The sequence below is a fragment of the Comamonas sp. genome (assembly GCF_036666375.1).
Lineage (GTDB): Bacteria > Pseudomonadota > Gammaproteobacteria > Burkholderiales > Burkholderiaceae_C > Comamonas.
Map to the genome: position 1 here is coordinate 1 of NZ_JAVWWA010000196.1, position 4025 is coordinate 4025.

Here is a 4025-nt window from a genome sequence, read left to right on the forward strand (position 1 = left end):
GCCAGATCAAGGAATACGACCGCAAAATGCCGCGCGCCTTGCAGCTGATGCAACAGGTGGCCGCTGCCGTCGATCAGTGGGCGGTGCACTTTCGCGCACTGGGCGTCAGCCCGAACGACATGGAACAGCTGGCCGCGCGCATGGACCGCGATGCACTCAGGCTGCAAAGACGTGCATTTGTTTAGAACGCTGGCTTGAGCCGGCGACACCCCAAAGGGTGCCTCGACACTCTTTGGGCGTTCACTGCGCAGCGCTGCCCAAGCGCTGCAGCAACTCCAGCGTCGGATAGCCATCGGCCGCCACGCCCAGGCTGCGCTGGAAGGCACGCACGCCGCGGCGCGTGGCCGGGCCCATGGTGCCGTCGGGCGTGCCGGTGTCGAAGCCGCGCGCGTTCAGCGCCGTCTGCAAGGCCTTGACCTGGCTGCTGCTCAGCGGCTGCAGATCGCGCGGCCAGGGCGTCTGCACTCCGGGACCATCTGTCAGCTTTTGCGCCAGCAGACCGACCGCGAGCGCATAGCTGCTCGAGTTGTTGTAGCGCAGGATGGTGCGAAAGTTCTGCCCGACCAGGAAGGCCGGTCCACGGGCGCTGGCCGGCAGCAGCACCGAGGCGTCCGGCAGCGCGGGCAGCGGCGCGCCGTCCATGGACTGCAGGCCCTCGCCCGCCCATTGGGCGCCGGACTGGCGCACGTCGGTTTCGGCGCGCGCGTAGTCGAATCCCGGCGGCAGGCGCACTTCGATCGCCCACGGCTGGCCGGCCTGCCAGCCGGAACGAGCCAGGAAGTTGGCTGTCGAGGCCATAACATCGGGAACGCTGCCCCAGATGTCGCGCCGGCCATCGCCATCGGCATCGACCGCATAGGCCAGGAAGTTCGACGGCAGGAACTGCGTCTGCCCCATGGCGCCGGCCCACGAACCAATCATCTGTTCGCGCGCGATGTCGCGGTTTTGCAGGATCTTCAATGCCGCGAGCAACTGGCCGCGCGCCCATTCCTCGCGCCGGCCCTCGAAGCCCAGCGTGGCCAGCGCGTCTATGGTCGGAATATCGCCGACGTTGCTGCCGTAATTGCTCTCCATGCCCCAGATCGCCACCAGGATTTCGGTGGGCACGCCGTAACGCGCGACCAGCGCGTCGACTTGGGGGCGCAGTTGCCGCAGCTTTTCCTGGCCGCGCGTGACGCGCTGCGCCGACACCGCGCTGTCGAGGTAGGCCCACACGGTGCGCGTGAACTCGGGCTGGGCGCGGTCGGCCGCGACGGCGCGCGGCACGAAGCGCACGCCGTCGAAGGCGGAGTGCAGCGTGACCTCGTCTATGCCTGCGGCGCGCGCGCTGGCGCGGAAATCGGCGACCCAGCGCGCGAACTTCTGGTCGTGTTCAGCCTCTTCGGACAGAAGCGGGCGGGTGTCGACCGTAGGCGCACGGGTTTGTACCTGGGGTGCGGAAGTGCAGCCTGCGACGGCGAGTATCGCCAGCAGACCGGGCACCAGCCAGCGCCGGGTCGAAGCTGGAAAATGATAGGTTGTTTGCATCCGCTCGATTCTCGCCGTTCTGACGGCATCGGTGCCGGTAAAGCCACCAGCGCCGCAAATGGGCTTTCAGGCCGGTGCCATGCAGAGTCCCGATTCCCGGCGCACGGCGCCCAGGCCCGGGGCGCCGCCTGCCCTCACTCCACGCTGGCGCCCGATGTCTTCACGATACGGCCCCATTTCTGGATTTCGCCGGCCACGAAGCGATCAAACTCGGGCCCCGTGGTCGGTGCCGGCTCCGACCCTCGGTCGCGTATGAACTGGGCCATGCCATCGCTTTTCAGGATGTCCGTGACTTCGCGGTTCAGCCGGCCGATGATGTCCGCAGACGTGCCTTTGGGCGCCATCAGTCCCAGCCAGCCCACGGCTTCGAAGTCCTTGAGTGCGCGCAGCCCGCTTTCACGGACCGTGGGCACGTCTGGCAGTTGCGAGGAACGCGTGGCCGAAGTCACGGCCAGCGGCACGGCGCGTCCGGATTGGACATGCGGCAGCGCGGCGGTGACCGAGTCGACCATCAGCGGCACCTGTGCACCCAGAAAGTCGGCCTGTGCCGGCCCGCTGCCACGGTAAGGAATGTGTGTGATGAACACGCCCGCCTGGTTCTTGAGCATTTCGCCGGACAGATGCTGGGTGCCGCCTATGCCGGCGCTGGCGTAGTTCAATTGGCCGGGCGCGGCCCTGGCCTTGGTCACCAGGTCGGCGATGGAGGTGATGCCCGAGCCCGGCGTGGCCAGGAAGATCAGCGGCACCTTGGCGATGAGCGAGATGCCGACCAGGTCCCGGGTGGGATCAAAGCTGACCTTGCGGTACAGCGTCTGGTTGACTGCCATCGCGCTGCCCGCCACCAGCAAGGTGTAGCCGTCGGGCGCAGCACGCACCACCAGTTCGGAGCCGATATTGCTGCCGGCGCCGGCCTTGTTGTCCACAATGACGCTTTGGCCCAGACGTTTTCCGAGCTGCTCGGCGACGGCGCGCGCGAAGATATCCGTGGCTTGCCCAGGCGGGAATGGAACGACCAAGCGAATAGGTTTGTCGGGCCAGGCAGCATGCGCCGGGTTCAGCAAGGCGGCAAATGCCACCAGCAGGCCGGTGGCCGCACTGCGGAAAAAGCGAGGTGGTTTCATTTGTTTCCCAAAGAAGGCGTTGCAGAAAGCGCGCTCTGATCCTAGCAGTTGCCGATGCGCCCGGAAGGGCTGTCGAGCGCACATGGACGGGGTCCTGCACAAGGGACTTCCCCCAGGTGACGGCCGAAGACGGCGACGGCGCCACGGTCACCGACACTTTCAATCTCGTGGTGGCCAACACCAATGACGCGCCCACGCTGGCCAATGTCATCGCCGCCCAGAACGCCACCGAGGATGCAGCGTTCAGCTGCCAGTCCAATGCCAACACCTTTGCCGATGTGGATGCAGGCGACACGCTCAGCTACAGCGCGAAGTTGACCGGCAACGCCCTGCCCGCCTGGCTGAGCTTCGATGCGGCCACGCGCACCTTCAGCGGCACACCTGTCACCGCTGACATAGGCACCCTCAGCATCGACGTCACCGCCGAGGACGGCAATGGCGTCACGGTGACCGATACCTTCAGTCTGGTGGTCACTCGCCCTGTGCCACCCGTGACTCCCACGGATCCAGTCCCGGTGCCCGTCGATGGCGTGCCCGTGACCTCCCCCCGGCGACGGCGGCACGACCATCATCACCATTCCGGTGGTCACTCCCTCGCGCCCCGACGATCCGAACTCGCCCAGCAACGATCTGGCCGACATTCCGCTGGTCAAGAGCAGGGACGGGCACGCCATCCTGCAGGTCAGCGTGCCTGTGGGCCTGGGGCGGCAGGTCCAGGGCCTGCCCGATCCAGTGACGGGCAATGCCGCGCTGGCCGAACTGGGCCTGCGCATAGAGCGCTCGGCCGGAGGCGATCCTCGGCCAGATCTTCCTGGCCACGCTGGACCACACGCTACCTCTGACCATGCAGACCATCACCGCCACTGCAGGCCCAGGCTTCAACCCCGGCGTGCCGTTCGTGATCAGCGGCAGCGCCCTTGCCGGCGATGGCATGCAGGCCGTGATCCTCGACGCGCGCGCCCTGCCCGAAGGCAGCAACGTCCAGGTGGACAACGTCGACTTCCTGGCCGTGGTCGGCGCGGTGCGCATCACCGGCGCCGCGTTCCTGGACAACAAGCCGCTGGTGGGCGAAGTGATTCGCGCGCTGGACGCGGGCATCAGCGCGCAAAGCCTGGCGCAACTGGGCCTGCAATTGCTGGGCGCGTCCACGCCGGGTCAGGTGACGCAGCTGCTGTGGACCAATGTCGTGGGCAGCGCCGCGACGCCAGCGCCGCTGCAGCCGTTCATCAACATGCTGGCCCAGGGCGTGACGGGCGGCGAGCTCGCGCTGCTGGCCAGCCATCTGGACCTCACCGCCACGCGCATCGATCTCGTAGGCCTGTCGGCCACGGGAATCGAGTTCGCCTGAGCAGGTTGAACGCAGAGCGGGCGCGGGGC

General features: G+C 67.4%; 4 protein-coding genes and 1 pseudogene. 3 read left to right on the forward strand and 2 right to left on the reverse strand.

Features of this window, described 5'->3' with window-relative positions:
* A pseudogene (locus RR928_RS24395) lies at positions 1-185 on the forward strand (type II toxin-antitoxin system HipA family toxin); the annotation flags it as partial.
* 55 nt (positions 186-240) lie between these two features.
* Here RR928_RS24395 and RR928_RS24400 read toward each other — a convergent pair.
* Positions 241-1527 (reverse strand): lytic murein transglycosylase, encoded by a 1287-nt coding sequence (locus tag RR928_RS24400; protein ID WP_332684652.1) that lies wholly within the window; start codon positions 1525-1527, stop codon positions 241-243.
* A gap of 134 nt (positions 1528-1661) precedes the next feature.
* On the reverse strand, positions 1662-2648 hold the full coding sequence (locus RR928_RS24405) for a Bug family tripartite tricarboxylate transporter substrate binding protein (protein ID WP_332684654.1): 987 nt from the start codon (positions 2646-2648) through the stop codon (positions 1662-1664).
* A 116-nt stretch (positions 2649-2764) separates the two neighbouring features.
* Here RR928_RS24405 and RR928_RS24410 point away from each other — a divergent pair, with 116 nt between their 5' ends.
* Complete coding sequence (locus tag RR928_RS24410; protein WP_332684656.1) at positions 2765-3490, forward strand: putative Ig domain-containing protein; 726 nt, start codon at positions 2765-2767, stop codon at positions 3488-3490.
* 2 nt (positions 3491-3492) lie between these two features.
* Positions 3493-3996: a hypothetical protein gene (locus RR928_RS24415; RefSeq protein WP_332684659.1), complete on the forward strand. Its 504-nt coding sequence runs from the start codon at positions 3493-3495 to the stop codon at positions 3994-3996.
* Positions 3997-4025: the final 29 nt, after the last annotated feature.

What these genes read in the sequence shown, in the direction of transcription:
- RR928_RS24415 (WP_332684659.1), top strand. Translation starts at nt 3,493, where the DNA reads ATGCAGACCATCACCGCCACTGCAGGCCCAGGCTTCAACCCCGGCGTG.
- RR928_RS24405 (WP_332684654.1), bottom strand. Translation starts at nt 2,648, where the DNA reads ATGAAACCACCTCGCTTTTTCCGCAGTGCGGCCACCGGCCTGCTGGTG.
- RR928_RS24400 (WP_332684652.1), bottom strand. Translation starts at nt 1,527, where the DNA reads ATGCAAACAACCTATCATTTTCCAGCTTCGACCCGGCGCTGGCTGGTG.